Genomic DNA, 23,904 nt, shown 5'->3' with positions numbered 1-23,904 from the left:
TTCGTTCTCGCTCACCGGACACCCTGACGGATCTCTTCCAGCCGTGTCATCAGCCGCTGGTAACGCTGCGAGGCCGCCTGCGAGGAGTTCAGGCCCCGATGGGCGGCGATCTGCCGCCAGTCCATCCCCCGCCGCCGCGCCTCCATGACCACCTGCGTCTCCAGCCGGTCCAACTCCTCGCGCATGTCCTCGAACAGGCCCAGAGCGGCACCCACATCGTCCGGCCCCACGCCCGGATCCCGCCCGGAATCGTTCTGCTCACCAGCGGCTGCCAACAGCCGCCCCACCAGCGACGCGTCCTGCTCGACACGACGCGCGGGAGTCGTGTCGTCACCAGGGGCGGGGGCCAATGCGGACAGACGGTCACGGGCCTGCTGACGGAGATCACGTGGCATACCGACACCCTACCGCACGGTGACAATGAAACAACGATTCATTGTCTGATTGCTCCGAGCCCATCCCCGCGCGTGCGGGGAGCAGTTGACGAAGCCGTCGCCGCCGAGGAACGGCTTGGGACCATCCCCGCGCGTGCGGGGAGCAGCCTCACAGCGACGTCCCTGCTACGTACAGGCCGGGACCATCCCCGCGCGTGCGGGGAGCAGACCCGGGCCGGCGCGCAGATGAAGCAAGACCAGGGACCATCCCCGCGCGTGCGGGGAGCAGACGTCCTGGCCGCTCGCGTGCGGACCTTGGGACCATCCCCGCGCGTGCGGGGAGCAGCCGTCGAAGTGCTCGTGGCTGAACTCGCGGTAGGGACCATCCCCGCGCGTGCGGGGAGCAGATGCCTTGCGGGTCGCTGAAGACCGGCTTGTAGGGACCATCCCCCCGCGTGCGGGGAGCAGCTGATGTGATGATGGCATCTCCCGGGGCGGATGGGACCATCCCCGCGCGTGCAGGGAGCAGGGATCGTCCGTGAGTGCGTTCGCCGTGGACGGGGGACCATCCCCGCGCGTGCGGGGAGCAGGCCCGGGTGTCCGGATGATCGCCGGTCCAGGCCGAGGGACCATCCCCGCGCGTGCGGGGAGCAGGATGCCTGCGCCGTCGCGGTCCGCGTCGCCGCGGGACCATCCCCGCGCGTGCGGGGAGCAGGCGCCCGTGGACAGGAGGGTGCGACGTCGCGGCGCCTGCGGGTGGTAGCGCAGCGGAAGGCCCTCGATCGGCTCGGTCAGCCAATCCACCGCCCGCGCGGCGTCCGCCGGCTGCCCGCACACGGCGGTGACGGCGTCCAGGTCCGCGCCGGCCAGCAGCCGGGCGGCGCCGACCTCGTCCTCGGTGAGCGCGCACACCACCTTCGGATCCTCGTCCGGCGCGGCAACCGGCCACGCCGGGGACACCGCGGTGAGGGTGTGATCGCTCAGGCGCAGCGCGAGCTCGAGAACGTCGCTCAGTCCGAACCCGACCGCTGCGCGCGCCGGTTCATCGACAGCCAGCGCGGTCAGCTGCAAGCTGCGCAGGACCAGGAGGGGTGCGCGAGCTGCCCGGGATGGACCAGCATCCGCTCCCCCGCCGACGTGGCGAACCGGACCCTGCCCCGTACATCACTGGGAACCCGGTCGGTCACCACGCCGCGCCCCGGCGCAGCCCGCCCGGCGGCCTCGACCAGCCCCGGCAGGTCCGCCGCGGCCGCAGCAGCACCGGTACGCGTGGGAGTTCGCAGGGTGCGGGTCCACAGCAGCAGGAGGTGGTCGTGAACGCGGGAACAGCCCGGAGACGCCAGCGCGGCCTGGAGGAGCACCGTTAGCGAATCGGTGGAGAAGGGGGCCAGCGCCCGGTCGATGGTCTTCCACTGCACCCGCCGCTGCTGAGCGGCGGTGAGCGGGCTGCGTGCCATGGTGCGTTCCGTCCGTACGTCCCCGGTGATGCGAGGGATCAGCCTGACAGGCAACACGGCACCTTCGCGCCGGTTTCGGCGTACTGATCAACAGGACGCGGTGGGTCGTGGACCTCTCGCCCGGTGGGGTGTGGCGGCTATCTACAATGCCGACGGAGGGATGTCGGCCTCCCGCTGTTACCCGCGTGTGCGGGGATGCGCCCGCCTCGGGCAACGATTCTGTCGAAAGGTCAGCCTCCCTTGACCCCAGATGTCCTCGACCAGCCGCCCGGCCATCCCCGGGGCCTTCGGTCGTAATAGCGTGACTAGGCGGCGCCGTCCTGCCTTGCGGATCTGGGCCGGTGATCCGAACCGTTCCAGCAGCGTGAGGACGGCCGGGTGCTGCAACCGCGGCCCCAGCACGCGCTCCAGCGACAGGTGGATCTGGGTCAGGAGGCCGTGAAGCCGGTTGGCGAACCTGGTGGCCTCGCCGGCCAGGTCGTCGTCGAAGCCGACGATCATCTCCAGCTCGGCGATCGTCTCGTCCTCGCCGTCGATCGCCCGCAGCGTGTGAGGCATCGCGCGGGCCGCGTCAGCAATGATGAACGCATCCCTCGCATCCGTCTTCGCCTCGCCCGGGTAGAGGTCGGCGATCCGGCGCATCGTCAGCCCGGGCAGGTAGGCGACCGGGCAGCCCATGTCCCGCGCAACGGCGAGTGGCAGGGCCCCGATCGAGGCCGGCTGGTCGACCACGACCAGCACCGTTCCGTGCTTGGCCTGGAGCTTGGCGAACAGTTCGCGGAGCTTGGGGTTCGGTGTTGGGCAGGCGCTTGTCGAACGCCTTCTTCCCGGCCGGAGTGACGGCGGTAGCGTGGTGTTCGCCCTTGCCGACGTCCAGGCCGAGGAAGACGTCGATGCCGCCGGTGTCGATCACGTGCAGGCCCCTCCGGTCACGCTTTTCGTCCGGCCTTGCCTCGGCACCGAGCTGCCACACCCACGTTACGGAGAGCTCTTCCGGCTCGGGTGAAGCCGGTGCTCAAGCCCCTCATCAGCGGTCCGTTCGATGCCTCCGGGCCCGGTGACACCCCCCCCGGATCATCAACAACAGGAGGGGGAAGTCATGCCGGACCCGAAGGCCAGAGGCCCCATTGCGGAGGCACGAAGACGGTAACGGGGGGGGTAGATCTATCAGATGCCTTGGCGAGAGCTCTGGTAACACTTTTCTCGCATGCTGCGCTGCATAAGGTGTGTTCCCCGATCGTCGGCGGTCGGGGAACCATCCAATCCGGTGGCACAGCCCTCGCCCGCGCGGAGCATCAACCGAACGAGTACCCGCCTCGTCCTTGCGTCAGCGGCACGCGTATCGCGACCGTCCCCGTGTGCTTTTGGTGCTGGTAGGAGTGGAGGGAGTCGAACCCTCACGCCCGTAAGGGCGCCGGGTCTTGAATCCGGCGCGTCTGCCCGTTCCGCCACACTCCCTGGTGCTCCACTCCGGTCCTAGCTTGGGGCTCGTACAGGCGACGGGGCTGCTGCGTGTGTCAGCAAAGCCGCCTGCTGGCGGAGCGGTGATCATTCTACTGGTTCGGTGGCCGTCAGTGTCAGGTGGCGGCGTATTCGATCACTCGGCAGTTCTCAGCATTCCAAGCCTGCTGCAGCAGGCCCAGGACTGCGTGGCCGCCGCGACCAGACTCACCACTCCTCGATGGAAGTGGCACGTCCAGCTACTGCCCACCCTGGTCGGCGCGGCCTACCTGGTGGCCATGGCCCTCTACGGTTGGTGTTCCCTACTCAATTGTCAATCCCCTCGGACTGTGGAGATCTTCTAAGCGGCCAGCTCCAAGGCGGAGTTGGCTCGGTGGTCGTGTTCGTAGTCGATCGGACTCCGGTAACCGCACACGCTGTGCAGTCGGTGCGTGTTGTAGAAGCCGGTGATCCAGGTCGCGATTCTCAGGCGGGCCTCGGTGCGGGTGGCGAAGGTGTGCCGGTGGACGTACTCGACCTTGAGTACGCTGTTGAACGCCTCGCTGACGGCGTTGTCGAAACACGAGCCGACCCGGCCCATGGACTGCGTCACGCCCAGACGCCGGCAGGCCCAGCGGAAGCGCCGGGACACATATTCGGCGAGTTCAACCGGTCGTTGCAACACCGGGTTGTTGTAGTGAGCGTAGCTGTTCCTCGAAGACCTCGGCCGGGGTCTTCCAGCCGAGGATCTTGCGGGGTCGGTTATTGATAGCCAGGGCGACGGCTGCGAGGTCCTCGGCGGACCACCGGGACAGGTCGGTGCCCTTCGGGAAGTACTGACGCAGCAGCCCGTTCGTGTTCTCGTTTGTGGGTCGCTGCCAGGGCGAGTGCGGATCGGCGAAGAACACCTTCGTCCCGGTCTCGAGCGCGAACTGGGCATGCCCGGAGAGTTCCTTCCCGCGGTCCCAGGTCAGGGTCTTGCGGAGTTGCTCGGGCAGCTTCGTCATCGACACCGTCAGGGCAGTGTTCATCGCGACGGCGCCGTAACCGCCCAACGCCGGGCCGTTCTTCACCGGCGGCACCTCGCCCCAGCCCTCCATCCTCGGCAGATGCACCAAGAGTGTAGATCGGCTGCTGCGCTCGACGAGCGTGCCGATCGCGGACCGGCCCGTCCCGATGATCAGATCGCCTTCCCAATGCCCCGGGACCGCGCGGTCCGCGGCCTCTGCAGGACGTTCACTCAGGACGACATCCGCGGTGACATGCCCCTGCGGCTTGTTCCGTGACCTCGACCGAGGCTCCCGAAGCGCCCGCCCGGTGCGCAGGCAGGCGACCAGCTCACGCTTGAGCGCACCACGGCCCTCGATGAACAGCGACTGGTAGATCGCCTCGTGGCTGATGCGCATGGACTCATCCTCGGGGAAGTCGGCCTTCAACCGGTGCGAGATCTGTTCCGGGCTCCATGCTGTCGCCCACCGCCTGTCTTGCCGGTACGGCTTGTTCAGCCCCTTCCACGGAGGCGTCTGCGGTCCCGCGACGACCATCCCGTCAGGCCGGAGAACGTTCCCCGACAACCGCTCCTGAACGTACCCACGCAACCGGTCATTGCCCAGGAGCTTCGCGCTCTTCGTGCGCTTGGCCGCCTGCTGAGCCTTCCACTGGGCGACCGTCGCGCGGTACTCCTGCTTGCCGCCGCGCGTGGCGGCGTTGCGGCGCAGTTCGCGAGAGATTGTCCCGGGGTCACGCCCCAGAGCGCGGGCGATCTCGCGCACACCCTTGCTCATCGCTCTCAGGATCGCGATCTCCTCGCGCTCCTCGAACGTGAGGTACCGGCCCGAGGGCTCGGCCAACGAGATCGGAGGCATGCCGCCAGCGTGACGAAACCACCTCGCACCCACCGGCCACGACACGCCGACCGCCAGCGACGCCTCCGCCGTCGTGACCCCCGTGGCGATCAGTCGCCAGAACTGGCGCTGCACGACCCGAGACGGATCAGGCCGCCCCGGCGAGCGCATCGCCGGCCGCAACGCACGATCAGCGCGCCACTGCCGACGCCGCCCCTCCGCAACATCGCTGGTCTTCAAACTCCAGTCCGCCGTGGCCACGTCGCACACCTCCGAGATCAGGGTGTTGCGACGACCAGTTGAATCCACCTTGGGCCCCGTGGTCGGAGTGGAACACGGCGCCGTCCAGACGGCCGCGGGTCGCGGCTGCCATCCGCAGCGCGTCGGCGACCAGGCCGGTGCGCATGTGGTCGGCCATGGACCAGCCGACGACCTTGCGGCTGAAGCAGTCCAGCACGGTCGCGAGATAGAGGAACTCCCCGCCGGCGAGCGGGAGATACGTGATGTCGCCCATGTACTTCCGTCCCGGATCGGCGGCGGTGAAGTCCCGCTGGAAGAGGTCCGCAACCGGTGAGGCTGCCGGGTCCGGGACGGTGGTGCGCACGCGTCTGCGCAGGCGGATGCCGGTGATCGAGAACGTCCGCATGATCCGGGCGACCCGCTTTTCGTTGACCCGCCGTCCTTTCTCGCGGAGCTCGGCGGTCACTCGCGGGGAGCCGTAGGCGCCGCCGGACTCGCCGTGGATCTCGCGGATCTCCTCGGCCAGGATCCGGTCCTTGTGCTGCCGGGCGGCCCGGGCCTCGGCGCCGGCGAGCCACTTGTAGTAGCTGGACCGGTTCACGTCCAGGACGTGGCAGAGCCGCTTCACCTCGTAGGTGTCCCGGTGGTCGTCGACGAACTGGAAGCGGCTGATCACCAGTTCGTCTCTCCGGCGAAATACTTGGCCGCCTTGCGGAGGATGTCCCGCTCGGTCGCGAGCTTGCGCTCACTTGCCTCGAGCTCGGCCACCCGGGCCTCCAACTGCCGGATTCGCTCGTCCGGAGCGTCGGACGGCACCGCCGCCCCCGGTTGGACGGCCGGCTTTGCAGCCGTGGCGGTGACACCGCGGCGTTCGCGGTCCCGCAGCACCCACTCGCGCAGGGTCGCCCGGTTGATGCCCAGGTCGGCGGCGATGCTCTTGTAGGTCGCCCCGGGTGTGGACTCGTACAGGGCCACGGCATCGGCCTTGAACTCGTCCGAATAGTCCTTCATCGCCATCGGCGGTCTTCTCGCTTCCTCCGGATCAAGCAGATCCAGTATCAGCGTGTCCACCACTCCGGGGGAGGCCCCGGCTGTCCCTCCCCTCGTAGCGTGGAGTCCTTGATTGCAGGGGAAGTTGGGGTTCATGGGGTCCAAGCAACGGACGTACACGCCTGAGTTTCGTGAGGGTGCTGTACGCATTGTGATCGAGACGGGCAGGCCGATCCCGGAGGTCGCCGAGGAGCTCGGTGTGCATTCCGGCACGCTGCACAGCTGGGTGTCGCGGTGGCGGCGCAACGGGTCGGCGTCGTCCGACCAGCCTGCCGAGCACGCACCGGGCGGGCGGCTGCGCGAAGCCGAGCGGGCCGAGCTGGAGCGGCTGCGGCGGGATGCGGCGGAGAAGAACAAGCGGATCCGCGAGCTGGAGATGGAGCGTGATGTCCTCAAGCGATGCATGGTCCTCTGGGTGAAGTGACCGAAACGGACCCGGCCGCCCTGGCCGCGTTCATCGGTAACCAGAGGACCGAGCACCACGTCCCGCACCGCCTGGCCTGCCGGGTTCTGGGAGTGTCGGAGTCCTGGTTCTACAAGTGGCGCGGCAAGCCCACCACCGCTCGTGAAGTGCGGCGAGGACAGCTGGCCGACGCGATCCGGCAGATCTTCGAGAACTCCGGCGGCACCTACGGTTCTCCGAAGGTCTGGCTCCTCCTGATCCGCGCCGGCTGGCGCGTCTCGGTGAACACCGTCGCGCGTCTCATGGCCGAACTCGGCCTGGCCGGACGGAGGATCCGCCGACGGGGCGGGCTGACCCGCCCCGGGAAACGGCCCGCGTTCGCGGACTTTGTCCGCCGCGACTTCACCGCCGACGCTCCAGACCAGGTGTGGTGCGGCGACATGACAGAGATCGCCACCGGTGAGGGCAAGCTGTATCTGGCCACCGTCATCGACCTGTTCTCGCGCCGCCTGCTCGGTTACGCGATGGGTGCACGTCACGACGCAGAACTCGTCGTTGCGTCCTTGAACATGGCCGCGGCCACCCGTGGCGGCGACGTCAAGGGCGTCATCTTCCACAGCGACAGGGGCAGCGAATATGTGTCCCGGCGCTTCCGCTGGGCCTGCCGGCGTCTGGGCGTGACGCAGTCCATGGGCCGGGTCGGCTCGTGTTTCGACAACGCCGTCAGCGAGGCGTTCAACAGCGTACTCAAGGTCGAGTACGTCCACCGGCACACCTTCGCCACCCGCACCGAGGCCCGCCTGAGAATCGCGACCTGGATCACCGGCTTCTACAACACGCACCGACTGCACAGCGTGTGCGGTTACCGGAGTCCGATCGACTACGAACACGACCACCGAGCCAACTCCGCCTTGGAGCTGGCCGCTTAGAAGATCTCCACAGTCCGAGGGGATTGACACCGCCGCGGAATCCGGTGCACCATTCCGGACAAGGCCGACCAGGCACGCAACCGCCAGAAGCTCGGCTCGCGCGGCGGCCGACCGCCACGCTTCGATCCGATCGACTACCGCGAGCGGCACGCCGTCGAGTGCGGAATCAACCGCCTCAAGCGACACCGCGCCGTCGCTACGCGATACGACAAGCTCGCCGTCCGCTACGAGGCGACCGTCCTCGTCGCGGCCATCAACGAGTGGCTGTGAACGTTGTCTTCAAACTTGCAACTCAGCACGGGGTAAAGAAGCGACGGGCTCATGGAGGCCCGGGCCCCAGTCAGCCTTCCGTGGCCGACGACGCGCTGACGACTGCTGTGAGCAGGCCGGGGAAGAGACGCGCGAGGTCGTCGGCGCGAAGTTCGTTCATGCGTGAGGTGCCCACGTAGTACTGGCGGATGACGCCGGCCTGACGCAGGACCTTGAAGTGATGGGTGCCCGTGGAGCGTGACACCGAGATATCGAAGGTCCCGCAGGCCATGTCGTCAGGCGCCTGGGCCAGTTGGCGCACGATGCTCCGGCGGACCGGATCCACGAGCGCGTCCAGCACTCCTTGCAGGGTGATGACCTCCGCGCCGGGATGGTCCGTTATGCGTTCCGTAGTGGTCCGTGCGGTCACGACCGCTCACCCCTTTCACTCCTCTCCACCATACTACGATGCCCACAATACGTTGATGGGCATCAATGTTTGACAGCCATCAACATATGCAGTTCAGTGGTCCGGCACGCACCGGAAGACCCGAGCAAGCCCATGGGCACCGCAGTTGGGCGATCGCGCCCCAACGCGGATGCAGCGCCGCCTCGACCGTTGCAGGAGAAAACAAATGACTTCAGTCCACGCAGGAGTGACACAGACGCCTGCGCCGAAGAAGCGCGAGGTACCAAGCGGCTTGAAAATCACGGCGCTGGCCACGGGATTCGTCATGGCGACCCTGGACGTCACCGTGGTCAACGTCGCCGGCGCCACCATCCAGCAGGAGCTCAGGACCACACTGACGCAGCTGACCTGGATCATCGACGGGTACGTTCTGACCTTCGCCTCGCTCTTGATGCTCGCCGGCGGCCTGGCTAACCGGATCGGTGCGAAGAAGATCTACCTGTGGGGGATGGGCGTCTTCGCCCTCGCCTCACTTGCGTGCGCCCTGGCGCCCAACCCCGAAACACTGATCGCGGCACGCCTCGCCCAGGGCGTCGGCGCAGCTCTTTTCATGCCCAGCTCCCTGTCACTGCTGGTCTTCTCCTTCCCGGAGAAACGCCAGCGTACGAAGATGTTGGGTTTGTGGTCGGCGATCGTCGCCACCTCGTCCGGGCTGGGCCCCACCGTCGGTGGTCTGATGGTGAGCGCGTTCGGCTGGGAGTCGATCTTCCTGCTGAACCTGCCGATCGGTCTGATCGGTATGTACATGACCTACCGCTACATCGCGCCGGTCGGGACCCAGGCCACGCGACTGGCCGTTGCCGGGCACATCACCTGGATCCTCCTCCTCGCAGCCATCAGCTTCGTCCTGATCGAAGGCCCCCAACTGGGCTGGGCGGCGCGGCCGGTAGTCGCTGCCTACGCGGTCACCGTCGTGGCCGCCGCCACCCTCGTGGTCCGCGAGCGGCGCGCGGCCAACCTCGTGATGCCGTGGCTCCTCTTCCGCCACTCAGGTTTCGCCGGCGCCAACATCGTCGGCTTCCTCTTCAACTTCGCCCTGTTCGGGTCGACCTTCATGCTCGGCCTCTACCTCCAGCACGCCCGCGGGGCGTCCCCGTTCGAGGCGGGCCTTGAGCTGCTCCCCATGACGATCTTCTTCCCTGTCGCCAACATCGTCTACTCCCGGATCTCCGCCCGATTCTCCAACGGCATCCTCCTGACGACATTCCTGCTGCTGGCCGGAGTCGCCTCTCTGACGATGGTCACCATCTCCCAGAGCACCCCCTACTGGGTGGTGGCCGTTGCCGTGGGTGTGGCGAACATCGGCGCAGGCATCATCTCGCCCGGCATGACGGCGGCGCTCGTCGATGCTGCCGGCCCGGAGCACGCGAACGTGGCCGGATCGGTCCTCAACGCCAACCGTCAGATCGGTTCACTGGTCGGGATCGCCGTCATGGGCGTCATCCTGAACTCCATCACCGACTGGAACCACGGAGCCGCTCTCTCCTTCCTCGCGGTCGGCGTTGCCTACCTCCTGGGCGGCCTCGGTGCCTGGCAGCTCATCGCGCGGCCGGAACGGCGGTCTGCCGCCACAGCGGCAGCCTGACCCCAAGAGACTTGGGCTCTTCCTGTCTGACACCGCAAGGCGGGTACGCCCCCGAGAAGCACTTTCGATACACGGCCTAGACGACTTCAACGCAGCTGCCCAGGCTTCGCCAGGACTTCGGCCGGGGTATCTCGCGCTGGTCGAGGTGCTTCTGAATGGCAGTTGGTCGGCGGGGAGTGTGTGCTTCCTCGGCCGGTGGCAGTCCGCCGTTTGGTCACTCGTACGCAGAGCAATGGCCAACAGCGCTTTCAACACACCCGACGACCTCGGCCGCGTGCTGCGACGGAAGTTACGCGCAATCCAGCTCCGGCCTCATCTCATCGACAGCTGCCTCACCGCCACCGGACTCACCCGCACAGACCCGACCCCGCCTTGAAAACCTCAGTAGTTGATGCCCACACGGATCGACATACGTTTGCCGGAAGTCGGCTACGCTCAACATCGCGATCGGCCTGCACCGGGTTCTACGAGCGGGACGATCGGTTATGGGCGTCGTATCTCGACGCCGCGACAGAAATGGGAGATCACATGACGTTGTGGAACAGTGCACGACGAACGGTGCTGGGCGCGGCCGGAGCGGGGCTCGCCTTGGCCGCGGTGGTTGCCACTTCCGGAAGTGCCTCGGCGACTATCCGTACGGGTCACATCGAACTGTGCTCGAACGGGAACTACGCCTCCTACCTCAAGTGGTACGACGAGGACTACCAGCCGCAGGGCCGTAGCGCCACGGTGGCCAGGGGTACCTGCCAGACCTTCGAGGTCCCGGCGCACAACATCCTGGCGGAGCTCTACGGTGTCCGGAACACTCACCCGCACCAGAGCTTCTTCGCCGGCGGCACCGACGTGTCGACGGACTCCCCCGCCACCCTGCTCCGCGCCACGGGCACCCCCACCAACCCGTCGTTCACGGTGCAGACGCGGGGCACCCACCCCACGCCGCCCGCGCCCATACTGCGCGCAAGCAGCTGCGACCCCGTCAACTGCCAGCCGCCGGGGGACCCTGTTCACCGGTGATCTGACAGAGGAATCTGTCAGCGGCCACAAGCCGACACCAGCGGGCAATGGGAGGCATACCTCTCCCTCGCACAATCAACCCGGGCACACGTCCCACAGACGTCCGGTATGACATTGGTGCACATCAGTTGCGGTGACGTGCACCATTGTCTTGCCCTACGAGACACTCAGTTGTTGTGCGCCATGTGGTAACTGACCACCAGCAGGGAGAACTCCCCCGTGTGCAGGCTGCCGAGGATGTAGCACGTGTCTCCCTCCTGTCCGGGCAGTCCGGCCCGGCAGCCACGGGCGAGATGCCGCCGAGGGAGACCGGCCCCGCAACACCGTCCCGACGGATCGAGTGCACACCTCACACCGTCCCACCGCCGGTGCGGCGGCGGTGGCCGCAGAGGACCAGCTTGTCCTCCGGCTCGCCAGTGAGCCATATGTGACCTACTACTGGGCCGAGTTCCTCCTCCCCCGGCTGAACGACTACGACGAATTCTCGAGTCCCCAGGATTGGATTATCGGCGTGCCCGGCCTCCGTTACCGCAGGGAGAGGGGTGGCATCTGCCCGTACCGCCCAGTCATGCCGACCAGCATCCTGCTTACCGGCCTCAACCCACTGGTGGGGTCGCGTCGTCAACCGCCTCGCCCCCGACTACGACCTGCTGCAACCCAAACCGGACTGGACACCCGAGGAACGCGCCGCCTACGCCGCCGCCACCGCCTCACCCCGCGATCCGCCCTCGATCTACTCACCCCTGCTCGCCGCATCAGGCCGACCGCCGGGCCAGGTCCGATCAACAGCACCGACGCCTGGCACGCTGTAGGCGGCGACGTACGGCTGGAGACCACCGACGGCCCGCCGTGCCCCCCTGGCCAGACGGACTTCCCGCCGCGCACCACGCCGTCAACGACGTCACCGACGCCATCACCATCCTGCTCAAGGACTGATCCGCGCGCGGCTGTGGCACCACCGCTACAGCACCATCCCGCGCCCGGTGCACCTCGCCGACTTCAACGCCCTCCGCGTCGAACTCCAGCGCCCGCTGACTGGGTCAAGGCGCTGCTGGCGCCCCTGGCGCAGACCGAGCCGGGCTTCCTCACCGCGACGCCCACCAACTCCGGTCAGGGCACCCGCTTCGCCGTTCAGCCCTTCGACCGGCCCTGACCCGGTGCGACCCGAACCGCCGTGCCCGTCACGCCGTCGCCTCGCTCACCCCGCCGCCCGCGCAACCGCCCGAACACCTCCGTGCCCCACGACCCGGGCCTCGGCCCCCATCAACAGCCGCCGCTGCCGCTCGTCCAGATGCGGAAACAACACCTCGAACTTCACGGCCAGTTGATCACGAACTACACCAGACACACCCATTCCAGATCAACGATCCGAACCACGCGAAGCAACACGTTAATTTCCGGCAGGTCCTAAAACGACCAGGCCGCCGGGCCGGGCGGGAATGTCCTAGCGGGCACCCGCGCGACTCGCTGTACGTGCTGGACGTGCTCTATGACCGCGGCGGCCGCCGCCGCCCGGAGATGATCGTCACCGACACCGCGAGCTACAGCGACATCGTCTTCGGCCTGCTGACGCTGGCCGGGTACACCTACGCGCCGCAGCTGGCAGACCTTCCGGCCCAGAAGATGTGGCGGATCGACCGCACCGCCAACTACGGCCTCTGACGTCATCCGCATGCTGTCCCGGGATGGGCGGCCGACGCCGCTGGGGCATGTGATCGCGCACTACGGGCGGATCGCCAAGGCCCTGCACATCCTGCGCTTGGCCGACGAGCCGGGCTACCGGCGGCCTGCGGCCAAGGCGAGGACAGCTCCTGGGGATGAGTGAGAGGCTGTCCGGGTCGCAGGAGGCAGGGTCGCTGCCCAGTCGGGAGGAGCTATGACGGAGCGGTGATCACCGTCAGGTACTCCTCGGTGCGGAAGCCGACCGACCGATACACCGGCTCGCCCATCTCCGACGCGCAGAGGTAGGCCGTGCTGGCGCCTGCGGCAAAACCGGCACGGACCATCTCCAGCGTGACGGCCCGCCCGTAACCACGCCGCCTGTAGCCCGGCAGCGTGGTGATGTTGAAAATACCTGTCAGGTCACCTGAGATAGCCGTCATGCCCGTTCCCACGGGCACGCCGTTCAGCTCCGCAAGGTAGAACGTCAGCGCGTTGATCTTCGCCAGGGAAGGATCGGCCATCACCTGGAACATTTCGCGCGGCGCTTCGAAGCCCTCCGCCACTGTCCTGGCGTACAGGTCCAGCTCGTCGCCCGGCACAGCCCGTACGCGCAGGCCGTCAACGACCGGCTCCGCCGGCAGTCCCTGGTCAGAATACCGGATCATGAGCGGCTCCCGCTCGAAATGCGTCAGCCCGTGCCGCGCTGCCGCATCGGCAACCAGCGGACCCGGAACCCCCCGGACGTGGATGCTCCAGGGAAAATCCCACGGGCTCCCCTCGGCCGCCAGCGCCGTGATCTCCTCGGCATTCGGCTCTGGACACGGACTGATAATCGCGTTCAGCGCCGCAATCGGTGCACCGGAGATCGCGAGTACGGCACCCTGGGGACCTCTGCCTGTGCGCCCCGTGGTGGCAGCGGCAAGGGTCTCGAATGTGGTGGCATAAGCCGACACAACCGCCATCAACTGGTCATCTGTTTGATTCATGGGGCGACCCTAAACAATGCCGCGCAAGAGACGACAAGGCGGGTCTCGATGACCGGACACCGAACAACACACCCAGGACTGCATGCGGCAAGTCATGCCGCAGGTGGATCAGCGTCACCACCAGCCGGTCCACGAACACCAGCCGATATCGGGCACCCGCACCCGGCGCACGTTTGCGTACTCCACCCCGAACACGCACCCGCCGGCCCTCAGCCGCCACTGTCCACGGACGAGCCAACTCCTCAACTGAAGCTTCCCCTTGATCGTGGACACCTGGAGACTGGGATCTTGAAGTTCCAGAGGAAGTAGCACCAGGTGGGAAGCGAGTATACGAAGCGGTACACCGAGGAGTTCAAGCGGGACGCGATCGCGCTCGTCGATTCCTCAGGCAGAACGGTCACCGCCGTTGCCGGGAACTCGGCATCAGCTCCGAGTCCCTGCGCGGCTGGTACCGCCGGGCGAAGGCGGACCGGGGAGAGGGCGAGTCCGGTGAGCTGAGTTGTACCGGTTGATCCGTGCGGAGAAGGCGAACTACCCGATCGTCCTGCTGTGCCGGGTGCTGAAGGTCGCCCGCTCCTCGTACTACGCCTGACACGAGGGCGAGGCCGCCCGCTGCAAGCGCCAGGCGGCTGACGACGCGCTCGCGCACGATATCACCGTGGTGCAGCTTCCCGGCACACCTACGGTGTCCCGCGCATCCACGCCGAACTGCGCCGCCTGAGTCGGCGGGTGAACCGCAAGCGCATCGCCCGCGTGATGCGTGAGCGCGACATCCGGGGCGTCACCCGCAGACGGCGTTCGTTGACCCGGCCGGGCAAGAAGGCGACGCCGGCCCCGGACCTGATCGGCCGCGATTTCCATGCCAAGCGCCCCGGGACCAAGCTGGTGGGCGACATCACCTACCTGTCCACCGCCGAGGGCTGGCTCTACCTCGCCTGCTGGCTGGACCTGGCCACCCGCGAGGTCGTCGGCTATGCCATGGCCGACCATCACCGCGCCGAACTCGTCATCGACGCTCTCGACATGGCCCACGGCCGGGGCGGGCTGGAGCCCGACTGTGTGATCCACAGCGATCGCGGCAGCGAGTACACATCGGCCCAATTCCGCGCCCGAATCCGGGAGTTGGGGCTTCGGCAGAGCTGCGGCCGCACAGGATCATGTTTCGACTGTGAGGATGATCGAGTGCCGTTCCGGGCGGTGGCCTGACCCGTGTTTCGACTGGCGTTGTTGCCTTGGCGTTGATCCGTCGGCCACAGCCTGGAGCGGTACTCGCTGCCGCCGGGCAGGGGACGTGTCCCGATAGGGGCCTTCGCGACAGGCACCGTCACAGTCTTGACCGCCCCGGCCCGGCGACGGCCACCGGCACCCGAGGCGATCAGGAGACCAGCGACCTTGCCCAGCATCGCGCAGCCCACGACCCCATGTCACGTCCCAGCCGAGGCCGAGGAGGACATCCTGCTCGGCGTTGACACCCACAAAGACGTCCACGCTGCGGCCGTCATCACCACGCTCGGCGCCGCCCTGGACGGCCGCAGCTTCCCGGCGACCGCCGAGGGATATCGTCAACTTCTGTCCTGGGCATGCTCGTTCGGGATGCTGCGGCGGGCCGGGGTCGAGTGCACCGGATCCTACGGCGCAGCCCTGACGCGGCACCTGCAGGCCGAGGGCATCGAGGTGACCGAGGTCAACCAGCCCGACAAGGCCGCCCGACGGCGCCACGGCAAGACCGACGCCATCGATGCCGAAGCCGCCGCCTGCGCCGTGTTGTCCGGTCGCGCCACCGCCGCAGCGAAGACGAGCGACGGCCCGGTGGAGATGCTGCGGCTGTTCAAGCTGGCGAAGGGGTCCGCGATCAAGTCCAGGACTCAGGCCATCAACCAGTTCAAGAACGTTCTGGTCTGCGCCGATGCCGAACTTCGCGAGTCTCTGGCAGGGCTGAGTAACCCGAAACTATTCCAACGGTGCGCTCTACTCGCGGAGTCGGAAGTCTCCGGGCCGGCAGGGGCCGCGCGGCACACTTTGAGACTGCTGGCCCGCCGCATCCAGCACCTGACCGAGGAGATCAACGACCTCAACAAGCGGATACTGACTTCGGCGTTTTAGGGTCAGTTCGGTCTGTCGAGAGCGAGGCCTGTCCCGGTGATGGCGATATTTGAATCGCCCCACCCTGCGCTCTCCGGTTCGCCAAACCTGCTCAGTTGATCTCCCCACCCTTTGTGTGATCTTGCACGGCGTGTCGAATTGGTGTCGGTGTGCCGTGGAGAGCCTGCGTGCGCAAGTTCGGCCTGTTCGGGGGCCTGGATGCTCACGCGGGAGGAAGACGTGGATGCTCACGCACTGCGTCGTCAGGGATGGACGATCTCAGCGATCGCCCGGCACTTGGGCCGGGACCGCAAGACGATCCGGGAGTATCTGAACAACGAGCGGGTTCCGGGGCAGCGCCGTCAGGCGCCGGATGCGTTCGTGCCGTTCCTTCCGTACTGCCGTCAGCGGCTGGCCGACGATCCACACCTGTGGGCGTCCGCTCTGTTCGACGAGGTGACCGCGCTCGGCTATGAGGGTGCGTACTCGACGTTCACACGCGCGCTTCGCCGCTATCAGGTCCGTCCGCACTGCGAGCCCTGTCATGCCACCACCGGCCGCAACGTCGCGGTGATCGCCCACCCGCCGGGCGAGGAGATCCAGTTCGGCTGGCTGGAGTTGCCGGATCCGCCCGAGTCGTGGGGCGTCGGCAGCTACGCTCACCTGCTGGTCGGGGCGCTCGCGCATTCGGGCCGGTGGCGGGCAGTGCTGGCGGAGTCGGAGGACTTCCCGCACCTGGTTCAGGCCCTGGACGATGTGGTGCGCAAGCTCGGCGGGACCGCCCGCAGGTGGCGATTCGATCGCATGGCGACCGTCTGTTATCCGTCCAGCGGGCAGGTCACAGCGTCCTTCGCGGCGGTCGCCAAGTACTACGGGGTCGGGGTGGACATCTGCCCACCGCGTCGCGGCAACCGCAAGGGCGTGGTGGAGAAGGCCAACCACTCGGCCGCCCAGCGGTGGTGGCGCACAGTCCCTGACGGGCTGAGTGTTCCGCAGGCCCAGTCCGGGGTCGACAAACTCGCCTCACGGATGGACGAGCGGCGCCGGAAGGTCGACGGAATCTCCGTCACGGTCACCGAACTCGCTGACGCAGAACCGATGTTGGACATCCCGGTGCGGCCGTTCCCTGCCGAGCTGGAGGTGGAGAGAACGGTCAGTCCGCAGAGCCTTGTGTCCTTCGAGGGCAACTTCTACTCGGTGCCGCCCGGGCTTCCCGGCGTCCAGGTCCATGTCCGCCACCGGCTCGGTGAGGACTCCTTGCGTATCGCGACCACGGGCCGGGCGGTGATCGCCCAGCACCGGCGTGCTCCGCGCGGGTCCGGTCAGACCGTCCGTGACGACGGGCATGTCATCGCACTGGAGCGAGCGGTGCTGGCCTCGTTCACCGACCGGGCCCCTTGCAAGACCAAGGTCCGCAGGCCGCCGTCGGCCGCTGCCCTTGCTGAGGCCGAGCATCTGCGCGGCCAGCCGGCCGCCGGGAATCCGGCAGAACGGGTCGTGATCGACCTGTCCACCTATGCCGCCGTGGCCGACCGGCTGCGGAGTGCCCCCTCATCGAAGGAGGAGAGTCCGGAGTGAGTACGTCACCGATGCAGATGAGCGAAGCACGCCGCTTCCAGCAGCTGCGAGGCCATCTGTCCTATCTCAAACTCAACGACGCCGCCGAGGCCCTGAACCGGGTGCTGGACCAGGCCCGCACCGAGCGGATGTCCCTGACCGCCGCGCTGGAGCGGCTGCTGGAGATCGAGGTCGAGGCCACCGAGGGTCGCCGGCTTGCGGCTCGGGAACGGTTTGCCTGCCTGCCCGAGCCATGGACGCTCAACGACTTTGACTTCGCCGCCCAGCCGGGTGTCGATGAGAAACTCATCCGCGATCTGGCCACCCTGCGGTTCCTCGACGACGCCTCCAACGTGCTGTTCGTCGGGCCGCCGGGCGTCGGCAAGACCATGCTGTCCGTCGCGCTGGGGCGGGCCGCTGTCGATGCTGGGCACCGGGTCTACTTCACCACCGCTGCCGAGCTCGCGGCCAGGTGTCACAAGGCCGCTCTCGAGGGCCGCTGGAAGACCTGCATGCGGTTCTTCGCCGGCCCGAAGCTGCTGATCATCGACGAGCTCGGCTATCTGCCGCTGCCCGAGGACGGTGCGTCCGCACTGTTCCAGGTGATCAACCAGCGGTATCTGAAATCGTCCACGATCTTGACGACCAATGTCGGTATCGCCGACTGGGTCGGCGCCTTCGGGGATGCCACCGTCGCGGCCGCGATGCTCGACCGGCTCCTGCACCGGGCCGCCGTCGCGGGCATCGACGGCCCTTCCTATCGGCTCCGCGGCCACCAGAACCAGGCCGAGACCCTGCGCAAGGGAGTCAATGCCCGTGTCTCATGAAATCGAAGGCGCCTCACTTCCGTCTCCCGTCCCGGTCAACTGCCCAGTCTGTGAACAGCAGTTCACTCCAAACCCTCGGAAGATCTACGCTCTCCCCGCTGCAAGGCACGGGCCCATCGCCCCGGCCCGGCCGCCCCGGAACCGCATCTCTGTCCCGTCTGCGACGGAGAGTTCATGGCCAACCCCCGCCTGCGCCAGGTGTATTGCTCGCCAACCTGTCGCAGCGATGCGGAGAAACAACGCAACCACCAACGAGATGAACAACGCGCCCGACGCTTGAGCGAACAGCCGCGCAAGCTTCCCGCACCGCCAGCCAAGACCGGACAAGACCCTCTCGCACCCGCTGCCCTGCGCAACTGCCCGCACTGCGATCAACCGATCACCATCGTGGCCTTGCTGGCCACCCCCGAAGCAGCCCGCCCGACCATCTCCAACCGAGTCCCTGACATCACACCATTGCGAAGGCTCCCCTGAACGAGCCTGCCTGACCGTCACTGATCATCAGGGCCCGGCGGCCTCCGGCCGCCGGGCCCTCGCCATCAGTTCACCAGCCGAAACCGCTGGATGCCTGGTCTCGCCAGCGGCACCTGCTGGCGGATCACCTTGTCACGGGCATCGGGCCCGATTCTCGTTCCCATAGTGCGGCGACCATCAGCTGTCTCGAGCACTGCCGGCCGGGTCGCGGCTCGCAACGCCGTCCAGACCAGCCGTGTCTGTTCGGCGAGCGTCTGATGCATTTCCGGTCCGACTTCGGGCTCGAACCACCGCACTGCGAGCCTCCCGCTCTCGAAGAACTCGCCCCGTCCGTCCGTCCTGAGACGTGAACAAAGCAGCTGGACAACTGCCGCTATCGGCGGTCCGCACGGCGCGCTGACGCCGAGAGCCGGAATGATCGTTACTGGCAGGGAGGCGCCTGCCGGGAGGCCGAGAAACGCTTGTGTGCTACCGCAGCCCAGCGCGGACTCGATCGAGGAATGCAAGTGCACTTGGTGCAAACCAAGCCCCGGGTGACTGCAATGCCATCCGGATGAGGGAAGCACCTCAGCAATCCGTTGCCCCAGAAGCACCTCATCAGCAGGCATGAGCCATGTGTCCGTCGTCTTCGTGCGAGAACCCGCGATTGCCATAGGGCAAGAGTGCCAGTACGTCCCTCCCACCCTGCCGTCACTCCTCGCTCCCCACACTCCTCACACCGTTCAAGCGTCAAGGAAGTGAGGCGAGGAGTATCGCTGGCCGTTTTCAAGAATCGCCATCACCGGCGAGGAACCCGTCGAGGATGCTGTGCAGGTACTGCAGTGCCTTGAGTCGCCTGCGGAGCAGAGTCTCCAGCTCGTTGAGGGTGCGGGCGGCCAGGTTGGCCAGGCTCCGCTTGATATGCGCCCACAGGCCCTCGACGGGGTTGAGCTCAGGCGCATACCCGGGCAGCAGGACCACTGTCAGCCAGTCCCGGCCGGCCACGAGCGCCTGCATCGTCTTGGAGGTGTGGGTGCTCAGCCGGTCCCACACCACGATCAGCGGGGCCTTGAGCAGGTGGTGGGCGCCGTCGAGCAGGTGAATGTAGTCGCTCTCGCCGAGCGAGCGGCGCTCGCCCTTGCGGCCGGTGTGCCGGCGCAGCCGGTAGCACAGCCGGGCGGGCAAGGCGGCCCGGTAGCACAGCAGACCGGCCACCGAGAGCCGTCCCCGGCTGCGACCGGGCACTTTGACCCTCGGGGTGATGCCGCGTCGGCCCCGGGTGCGGCCCTTGGGCGGCCGGCCGGTTACGCCCGCTTCGTCCTCGAAGCAGATGAACGCGCCGGTCGCCGCCCGGAGGGTTTTACCTCCTGCCAGGTCGCCTCCCGCCATGCGGTGATCGCGTCCTCGTTGCGTTCGGCGGCGGGCCGGGCGGGCATCTGCACGCTGAAGTCCATGCGGTGCAGCAGCCGGGCCACTCCGGAGACGCTGTAGGAGAGGTGGAACTTCCGCCCGATCAGCGTGCGCACCCGTGCGGCGGTCCACACCTGGTCCTCACTCCAGCCGTGCGCGGCCGGCCCTTCTTCCAGCCAGGCGGCGAGCTTGGCCTGCAGTTCGGGGCCGAGTCGGCAGTCGTAGCCCGGGGGCCCCTGGGAACGCAGCGCTTCCCGCCCGCCCAACGCCCAGGCACGGCGCCACCGGTAGACCGACTTCTCACTCACCCGTAACTCCTGGGCGATGCACGGGACTTTTACGTCCTCCTCGAAGAGGTCAGCGGCCCGCATGCGTACCTCTTCGCGGCGCTTGCGTTGCTCGGCGGTCAGCCCGCCCCCGTCCGGATACCGCATACTTCCGGGCTACCAGCCAAGACGGGCCCTGTCACCAGGTCTGACGAGACCAGACGCTATAACGCCAAGGTCAGCAACCGTGGCCCCACACTGCATCGTCGAAGCAGTAGCCCAGCGACGCGCTGCGGAACTCCGGATTCCACCTGTTCAGGGTGCACCAGCCGATGAACGCCCCGTCGGAGACACGATCCACGGCCAGCCGCGCCCCGGTGCCTTCCTTTTCCATCTCTCGGCAGCGGGTGATGAACTTCTCGGCGCGCGCGCGTTCGGTCCACGGTGGATCGTCCCAGTAGCGCAACACGTAGGCGTTGCTCTGCAGCACGAACAGGTCGTTCGCGTCCGCGTCTTCGAAGGCACGCAGTCGCAGGCGAGCAGTGTGTAACGAGGGGGCAGGCAGCGACATACTCATGTTCCATCCCGTGATCGGTGGCCGATCAATCAGACATCCGATGCGGCTCACTCGCAACGGGTTTCCTCGGCGGGCTGGCAGAACGACGTGAGGGGGCCGGTGGTGGGTTTGCCGGGCGGTTACGGTCGCGGCCTGGCGAACAGTTCCGGCTCGGTCTCATCGAGGATTCCGCGCCCGGTCAGGCGCTTCAGTTTGATGCGGACGTTGTTGATGTTGTTCGGCGCGAGGTCCAGGTCCATCGCCTCGCACACGTTACTCGCCCGTAGCGGAGCGTCGGCTTCGGCGAACACGCCCATGATCTGCTGGTAGGCGGGGCCGTCGGGCAGGGCCGGAGTCGGTGTGGCCGGTGCCAAGGGCGTTTTCGTCGGGCAGTTCCAGGAGCGTCTTGCGAGTGATCGTGATGTGCTCGGCGGCCTGGGCGAGTCCGTCCAGTAGCGCGGTCTACTCGTGAGCGGCCTCCGCTTCCACAGCGATCTGCCGCTCGCGGACCTCCAGACGTGCAAGCAGGGCGCCGAGGGTCTGCTGTGGGTCGCCGCTCACGCGCCGCGCCAGGACGGGGTGGAGGTGCCGGTCAGTCGACGGGTCATCACATCGCTTATCGCCCAGTACACCCGGGACTCGGAGCTGGCCGGGCGGTGTTCGTAGTCGCGGACCGCCCTGCGGTGCAGCATCAAGATCCCGTTGGTCTGCTCGACTCTCCAGCGGATCGGCTGCGGGACGAAGCCGTGGTCGGCCGGGTTGCGCTCGACGACCTCAACCGCGATGCCCAGGCCGGCGCCGTGGCCGACCACGGTCTTCTTGAACCCCTGGTCCACCAGCGCCTTCGTCACCGTGGAGGTCCCCGCGGCGACCTTGTCCAGCAACGCGGTACCGAAGGCGTTGTCGTGCACGGAAGCGGCCAGCACCACCACGGCGATCACCAGGCCCAGCACGTCAACGGCCAGCCCCCGCTTGCGGCCCGGCACCTTCTTGGCCGCGTCCCGCCCGGTCGTGGCCGCGGGTACCCCCGCGGCGGCATGCAGACTCTGGGTGTCGAGCACCACCAGGCTCGGTTCGGCTAATCGTCCCCGGCTCTCACGCACCTGCCAGCGCCGCAGGTCATGGATGACCGCGTCGGTGCCGTCGTCGCGCCATTTGTAGAAGTAGTACTTCACCGCGCCGGGCGGTGGCAGGTCGTGGGGCAGGTAGTCCCATTGGCAGCCGGTCCGGGACTGGTACAGGAGCGCGTTGACGATCTCTCGCATCCCGTAGCTGCCCTGGTGGCCGCTGACGGACAGGTGCTTCGCCTTCCATGCAGTGGTCACCGGCTCGATCAGCGCCCAGCGTTCGTCGGATAAGTCACTCTTGTAGGGCTTGCGGTCGCTCACCCCGTCACTCCAGCACGGCCAAGACCGTCGACCGGCTGGGAGTTCCCACAGTCACACGATCAGGCGATACCGAACCGAACATCAGGTCACGTACCGCCCTCTGAGTGCTGTTCGCCCCATCGCGGGGTGCGTTGGCCGGACTACAGTCTCGACACAGTTCAGGACTGCGCAGCAGCAGCTGCGCAGCCCTGCTTCGGTACGCCTCAGATCCCGCCGGCTGCGGCGAGGGTCAGGCCGGGTTGATGTTCTCGGCCTGCGGGCCCTTCTGGCCCTGGGTGACGTCGAACGTCACGACCTGTCCCTCCTGGAGCTCACGGAAGCCCGAGGAGTTGATCGCGGAGTAGTGCGCGAAGACATCCGGGCCGCCGCCGTCCTGGGCGATGAAGCCGAAGCCCTTCTCCGCGTTGAACCACTTCACAGTTCCCGTAGCCATGTCGTATGCCTTCCAGTCGATGAACGCCTCCCACTCCATGTGGAAGGCGGAGGTGATCGCCCTGGTTCCTGCGGCACAGCACAGCAAAAAACACCCACCCCAAAGGCGGGGGTAAAGGGAACTTCCGAACCACGACAGCTGACCCAGACGCTACAGGCTCACAACACCCCGTCACCAGAGGAAACGGGTACACGTCACGACTTGGACCAGGCGCGCAGGACCGCCGAGGACAGGCAGGCGCGCCCTATCTCAAGCCGCGGCTGTTGGGTTCGACAATTCGGCGGCGCGGCAGTGTTCGGCGTTGATGCGCTGGGCTTCCTCGAGCTGGTCTTCGAGGATGACGATGCGGCAGGCGGCCTCGATCGGTGTGCCCTGGTCGACGAGTTCGCGGGCGCGGGCGGCGATGCGCAGTTGGTAGCGGGAGTAGCGGCGGTGTCCGCCGGCGGAGCGCAGCGGGGTGATGAGGCGGGCTTCGCCGATGGCGCGGAGGAAGCCCTGGGTGGTGCCGAGCATCTCGGCGGCCCGGCCCATCGTGTAAGCGGGGTAGTCGTCGTCGTCGAGACGGCCGTACGAGTCGTCTGCTGTCATCGCACCTCTCTGTGGAACGCGTGGAGGGGCCCCGGCGCTCGTTGCGCCAGGGCCCCGAAGGAACTGCTACACCATCTGCCGGCCCTGATATCGCGCCGGCCTTCTGTTTCCGCACGCCCGCCCGGGAGAGGGCGGGGAATGCGGGGATCGCGGTTGCTCGACCGGAGACCACCTCACTATCGATGTCCTGCGGTACCCGGGCTCACTACTCACGCCCGGGCGATCCTGATGGCGCTCGGTCCCTCCGTTCCATCCCTCTGGGATCAATCACTTACCAAACGGGAACTGCGTACTGCTGGTGATGCGAACCGCACAGTGGCCTGTCACAGCGCCACTCTTCGGCAGCCAGCCCCGTCGCCCGTCCTGCATCTGCTCTGGCTTAGAACCCCACTGCCGAACCTCCCGGTGCGCGCGCCCGCAGCCGACGCCTTCACCGAGGTACCGCTCACTGACTCCACTGCTGGGTACCACAAACTGCACTTACGGGTGGTGCCACTGCGGTCCTGCTCACGGCGGCCCCTGATCACTGCAGGCCACCCGGTCCGGTCGTCAGCCCCGTCGCCGTCCTGCAACAACCCTGGCTCCGAAACTCCACCACCGCACCGTCCTGCGCACTGCAACTACATGCTGCTACCTGGCAGT

General features: G+C 67.4%; 22 protein-coding genes, 1 tRNA gene, 7 pseudogenes and 1 CRISPR repeat array. Of the genes and pseudogenes, 10 read left to right on the top strand and 20 right to left on the bottom strand.

Features of this window, described 5'->3' with window-relative positions:
- Window positions 1-11 precede the first annotated feature (11 nt).
- The 8 genes and pseudogenes from OG199_RS45475 to OG199_RS45440 all read right to left on the bottom strand — a co-directional run bounded on the left by OG199_RS45475 (window position 12) and on the right by OG199_RS45440 (window position 6,426).
- A complete protein-coding gene (locus OG199_RS45475) occupies window positions 12-395 on the bottom strand; it encodes a hypothetical protein (RefSeq protein ID WP_331728507.1) in 384 nt (127 codons plus the stop codon).
- 56 nt (window positions 396-451) lie between these two features.
- A CRISPR array of direct repeats spans window positions 452-1,089; the repeat unit is 29 nt; unit sequence GGGACCATCCCCGCGCGTGCGGGGAGCAG.
- A gap of 346 nt (window positions 1,090-1,435) precedes the next feature.
- Window positions 1,436-1,831: a hypothetical protein gene (locus tag OG199_RS45470; protein ID WP_331728505.1), complete on the bottom strand. Its 396-nt coding sequence runs from the start codon at window positions 1,829-1,831 to the stop codon at window positions 1,436-1,438.
- Window positions 1,832-2,080: 249 nt separating this feature from the next.
- Window positions 2,081-2,744 (bottom strand): annotated as a pseudogene (locus tag OG199_RS45465) (IS110 family transposase); the annotation flags it as partial.
- Window positions 2,745-3,202: 458 nt separating this feature from the next.
- Window positions 3,203-3,289 (bottom strand) — tRNA-Leu (locus OG199_RS45460).
- Window positions 3,290-3,632: 343 nt separating this feature from the next.
- A complete protein-coding gene (locus OG199_RS45455) occupies window positions 3,633-3,956 on the bottom strand; it encodes an integrase core domain-containing protein (RefSeq protein ID WP_331728501.1) in 324 nt (107 codons plus the stop codon).
- Complete coding sequence (locus OG199_RS45450; RefSeq protein WP_331728576.1) at window positions 3,937-5,136, bottom strand: IS30 family transposase; 1,200 nt, start codon at window positions 5,134-5,136, stop codon at window positions 3,937-3,939. The genes OG199_RS45455 and OG199_RS45450 overlap by 20 nt, the downstream gene beginning before the upstream one ends.
- Window positions 5,137-5,305: 169 nt before the next feature.
- Complete coding sequence (locus OG199_RS45445) at window positions 5,306-6,031, bottom strand: IS3 family transposase (protein ID WP_405835025.1); 726 nt, start codon at window positions 6,029-6,031, stop codon at window positions 5,306-5,308.
- Complete coding sequence (locus tag OG199_RS45440; protein ID WP_405835023.1) at window positions 6,028-6,426, bottom strand: transposase; 399 nt, start codon at window positions 6,424-6,426, stop codon at window positions 6,028-6,030. Before OG199_RS45440 ends, OG199_RS45445 begins: the two co-directional genes overlap by 4 nt.
- 73 nt (window positions 6,427-6,499) lie before the next feature.
- Here OG199_RS45440 and OG199_RS45435 point away from each other — a divergent pair, with 73 nt between their 5' ends.
- The 3 genes and pseudogenes from OG199_RS45435 to OG199_RS45425 all read left to right on the top strand — a co-directional run.
- Window positions 6,500-6,829: a transposase gene (locus tag OG199_RS45435; RefSeq protein ID WP_331728398.1), complete on the top strand. Its 330-nt coding sequence runs from the start codon at window positions 6,500-6,502 to the stop codon at window positions 6,827-6,829.
- Entirely contained in the window at window positions 6,826-7,737 is a 912-nt protein-coding gene (locus OG199_RS45430) for an IS3 family transposase (RefSeq protein WP_405835001.1), read from the top strand. The genes OG199_RS45435 and OG199_RS45430 overlap by 4 nt, the downstream gene beginning before the upstream one ends.
- 30 nt (window positions 7,738-7,767) lie before the next feature.
- Window positions 7,768-8,007 (top strand): annotated as a pseudogene (locus OG199_RS45425) (IS5/IS1182 family transposase); the annotation flags it as partial.
- A gap of 70 nt (window positions 8,008-8,077) precedes the next feature.
- Here the strand turns inward: OG199_RS45425 and OG199_RS45420 are convergent.
- Window positions 8,078-8,416 carry a helix-turn-helix transcriptional regulator gene (locus tag OG199_RS45420; RefSeq protein ID WP_331728499.1) on the bottom strand — a complete coding sequence of 113 codons (339 nt, stop codon included), beginning with the start codon at window positions 8,414-8,416 and terminating at the stop codon, window positions 8,078-8,080.
- 271 nt (window positions 8,417-8,687) lie between these two features.
- Here OG199_RS45420 and OG199_RS45415 point away from each other — a divergent pair, with 271 nt between their 5' ends.
- Both OG199_RS45415 and OG199_RS45410 read left to right on the top strand, forming a co-directional pair.
- Window positions 8,688-10,040 carry an MFS transporter gene (locus tag OG199_RS45415; RefSeq protein ID WP_405835021.1) on the top strand — a complete coding sequence of 451 codons (1,353 nt, stop codon included), beginning with the start codon at window positions 8,688-8,690 and terminating at the stop codon, window positions 10,038-10,040.
- A 528-nt stretch (window positions 10,041-10,568) separates the two neighbouring features.
- The gene (locus tag OG199_RS45410; protein ID WP_266944377.1) at window positions 10,569-11,054 is read left to right on the top strand and encodes a hypothetical protein; all 486 of its coding nucleotides are present in this window, start codon (window positions 10,569-10,571) and stop codon (window positions 11,052-11,054) included.
- Between the two features lie 1,201 nt (window positions 11,055-12,255).
- On the opposite strand, the pseudogene OG199_RS45405 reads toward OG199_RS45410, so the two are convergent.
- A pseudogene (locus OG199_RS45405) lies at window positions 12,256-12,408 on the bottom strand (ISAzo13 family transposase); the annotation flags it as partial.
- Between the two features lie 57 nt (window positions 12,409-12,465).
- Here OG199_RS45405 and OG199_RS45400 point away from each other — a divergent pair.
- A pseudogene (locus tag OG199_RS45400) lies at window positions 12,466-12,840 on the top strand (Tn3 family transposase); the annotation flags it as partial.
- Window positions 12,841-12,928: 88 nt separating this feature from the next.
- On the opposite strand, the gene OG199_RS45395 reads toward OG199_RS45400, so the two are convergent.
- Both OG199_RS45395 and OG199_RS45390 read right to left on the bottom strand, forming a co-directional pair.
- Complete coding sequence (locus tag OG199_RS45395; RefSeq protein WP_331728492.1) at window positions 12,929-13,702, bottom strand: GNAT family N-acetyltransferase; 774 nt, start codon at window positions 13,700-13,702, stop codon at window positions 12,929-12,931.
- Window positions 13,703-13,748: 46 nt separating this feature from the next.
- A pseudogene (locus OG199_RS45390) lies at window positions 13,749-13,949 on the bottom strand (transposase family protein); the annotation flags it as partial.
- Between the two features lie 431 nt (window positions 13,950-14,380).
- Here OG199_RS45390 and OG199_RS45385 point away from each other — a divergent pair.
- The 4 genes and pseudogenes from OG199_RS45385 to istB all read left to right on the top strand — a co-directional run.
- Window positions 14,381-14,908, top strand: a pseudogene (locus tag OG199_RS45385) (IS3 family transposase); the annotation flags it as partial.
- Between the two features lie 186 nt (window positions 14,909-15,094).
- Entirely contained in the window at window positions 15,095-15,805 is a 711-nt protein-coding gene (locus OG199_RS45380; protein ID WP_331728490.1) for a transposase, read from the top strand.
- A gap of 198 nt (window positions 15,806-16,003) precedes the next feature.
- Entirely contained in the window at window positions 16,004-17,362 is a 1,359-nt protein-coding gene (locus OG199_RS45375) for a Mu transposase domain-containing protein (protein ID WP_405835018.1), read from the top strand.
- An 11-nt stretch (window positions 17,363-17,373) separates the two neighbouring features.
- Window positions 17,374-18,168 carry an IS21-like element helper ATPase IstB gene (istB, locus tag OG199_RS45370; protein ID WP_331728671.1) on the top strand — a complete coding sequence of 265 codons (795 nt, stop codon included), beginning with the start codon at window positions 17,374-17,376 and terminating at the stop codon, window positions 18,166-18,168.
- A 539-nt stretch (window positions 18,169-18,707) separates the two neighbouring features.
- On the opposite strand, the gene OG199_RS45365 is transcribed toward istB, so the two are convergent.
- The 8 genes and pseudogenes from OG199_RS45365 to OG199_RS45330 form a co-directional block, all read right to left on the bottom strand.
- Window positions 18,708-18,938: a hypothetical protein gene (locus OG199_RS45365; RefSeq protein WP_405835016.1), complete on the bottom strand. Its 231-nt coding sequence runs from the start codon at window positions 18,936-18,938 to the stop codon at window positions 18,708-18,710.
- A gap of 469 nt (window positions 18,939-19,407) precedes the next feature.
- Complete coding sequence (locus tag OG199_RS45360) at window positions 19,408-20,010, bottom strand: transposase (protein ID WP_331728486.1); 603 nt, start codon at window positions 20,008-20,010, stop codon at window positions 19,408-19,410.
- Complete coding sequence (locus tag OG199_RS45355) at window positions 19,926-20,465, bottom strand: winged helix-turn-helix domain-containing protein (RefSeq protein WP_331728483.1); 540 nt, start codon at window positions 20,463-20,465, stop codon at window positions 19,926-19,928. Before OG199_RS45355 ends, OG199_RS45360 begins: the two co-directional genes overlap by 85 nt.
- Window positions 20,466-20,541: 76 nt before the next feature.
- Window positions 20,542-20,868, bottom strand: a pseudogene (locus tag OG199_RS45350) (GNAT family N-acetyltransferase); the annotation flags it as partial.
- Between the two features lie 125 nt (window positions 20,869-20,993).
- Entirely contained in the window at window positions 20,994-21,227 is a 234-nt protein-coding gene (locus tag OG199_RS45345) for a hypothetical protein (protein WP_331728481.1), read from the bottom strand.
- A gap of 183 nt (window positions 21,228-21,410) precedes the next feature.
- A complete protein-coding gene (locus OG199_RS45340; RefSeq protein ID WP_331728478.1) occupies window positions 21,411-22,241 on the bottom strand; it encodes an IS5 family transposase in 831 nt (276 codons plus the stop codon).
- A gap of 229 nt (window positions 22,242-22,470) precedes the next feature.
- Entirely contained in the window at window positions 22,471-22,674 is a 204-nt protein-coding gene (locus tag OG199_RS45335) for a cold-shock protein (protein ID WP_008735947.1), read from the bottom strand.
- 249 nt (window positions 22,675-22,923) lie between these two features.
- Window positions 22,924-23,262, bottom strand: a complete 339-nt coding sequence (locus OG199_RS45330; protein WP_331728476.1) for a MerR family transcriptional regulator — start codon at window positions 23,260-23,262, stop codon at window positions 22,924-22,926.
- Window positions 23,263-23,904 lie beyond the last annotated feature (642 nt).

Origin of the sequence: Streptomyces sp. NBC_01176 (assembly GCF_045039825.1) — a bacterium.
Classification (GTDB): domain Bacteria; phylum Actinomycetota; class Actinomycetes; order Streptomycetales; family Streptomycetaceae; genus Streptomyces.
Note: the sequence above shows the minus strand (reverse complement) of the source record. Positions and strands in the feature narration are given on the sequence as shown.

Bases quoted from the DNA above. Each gene is read 5' to 3' on its own strand.
- OG199_RS45335 (WP_008735947.1), bottom strand. From the start codon at position 22,674: ATGGCTACGGGAACTGTGAAGTGGTTCAACGCGGAGAAGGGCTTCGGC.
- OG199_RS45360 (WP_331728486.1), bottom strand. From the start codon at position 20,010: ATGGCGGGAGGCGACCTGGCAGGAGGTAAAACCCTCCGGGCGGCGACC.
- OG199_RS45470 (WP_331728505.1), bottom strand. From the start codon at position 1,831: ATGGCACGCAGCCCGCTCACCGCCGCTCAGCAGCGGCGGGTGCAGTGG.
- OG199_RS45475 (WP_331728507.1), bottom strand. From the start codon at position 395: ATGCCACGTGATCTCCGTCAGCAGGCCCGTGACCGTCTGTCCGCATTG.
- OG199_RS45330 (WP_331728476.1), bottom strand. From the start codon at position 23,262: ATGACAGCAGACGACTCGTACGGCCGTCTCGACGACGACGACTACCCC.
- OG199_RS45395 (WP_331728492.1), bottom strand. From the start codon at position 13,702: ATGAATCAAACAGATGACCAGTTGATGGCGGTTGTGTCGGCTTATGCC.
- istB (WP_331728671.1), top strand. From the start codon at position 17,374: ATGCAGATGAGCGAAGCACGCCGCTTCCAGCAGCTGCGAGGCCATCTG.
- OG199_RS45435 (WP_331728398.1), top strand. From the start codon at position 6,500: ATGGGGTCCAAGCAACGGACGTACACGCCTGAGTTTCGTGAGGGTGCT.
- OG199_RS45450 (WP_331728576.1), bottom strand. From the start codon at position 5,136: ATGCCTCCGATCTCGTTGGCCGAGCCCTCGGGCCGGTACCTCACGTTC.
- OG199_RS45410 (WP_266944377.1), top strand. From the start codon at position 10,569: ATGACGTTGTGGAACAGTGCACGACGAACGGTGCTGGGCGCGGCCGGA.
- OG199_RS45355 (WP_331728483.1), bottom strand. From the start codon at position 20,465: ATGCGGTATCCGGACGGGGGCGGGCTGACCGCCGAGCAACGCAAGCGC.
- OG199_RS45375 (WP_405835018.1), top strand. From the start codon at position 16,004: ATGCTCACGCGGGAGGAAGACGTGGATGCTCACGCACTGCGTCGTCAG.